At 47.9% G+C, this 380-nt stretch carries 1 protein-coding gene; it reads left to right on the plus strand.

All coding sequences use genetic code 11. From position 1 onward, the window contains the following. Window positions 1-380 (plus strand): condensation domain-containing protein (locus AAC147_RS10685; protein WP_047686565.1); only part of this gene is annotated, 380 nt, incomplete at both ends.

Consider the following 380-nt stretch of genomic DNA (forward strand, 5'->3'; position numbering starts at 1 on the left):
ATTGTACTGGGGACACCGACCGATAACCGCCATCATGCGCAAACTCAACCCTTAATTGGCATGTTTGTTAACTCACTGGTTCTGCGGGCACAGATAGAACAGACCGGCAATGTGGGACAACTGATTGGACATGTTCATGATGTGATTGTTCAGGCCAAATCCCATCAGGATATGCCGTTTGAACAGTTGGTTGATGTTCTTGAGGTTGAGCGTGATGCGTCCCGCCATCCTATTTTTCAGGTCATGTTCGGGTTACAAAACTTTGGTGAAAGCCTGCCTGCTGGAATGACGTTGCCATTCAGTCCGGTAAAACTGGATGACAATTTGCACAGCCCAGCTAAGTTTGACCTGAGCCTGTTCATTACTGAGAAGGCATCCTG

Origin of the sequence: Xenorhabdus sp. NBAII XenSa04 (assembly GCF_963866145.1) — a bacterium.
In the GTDB taxonomy this organism is placed as follows: Bacteria; Pseudomonadota; Gammaproteobacteria; order Enterobacterales; family Enterobacteriaceae; genus Xenorhabdus; species Xenorhabdus indica.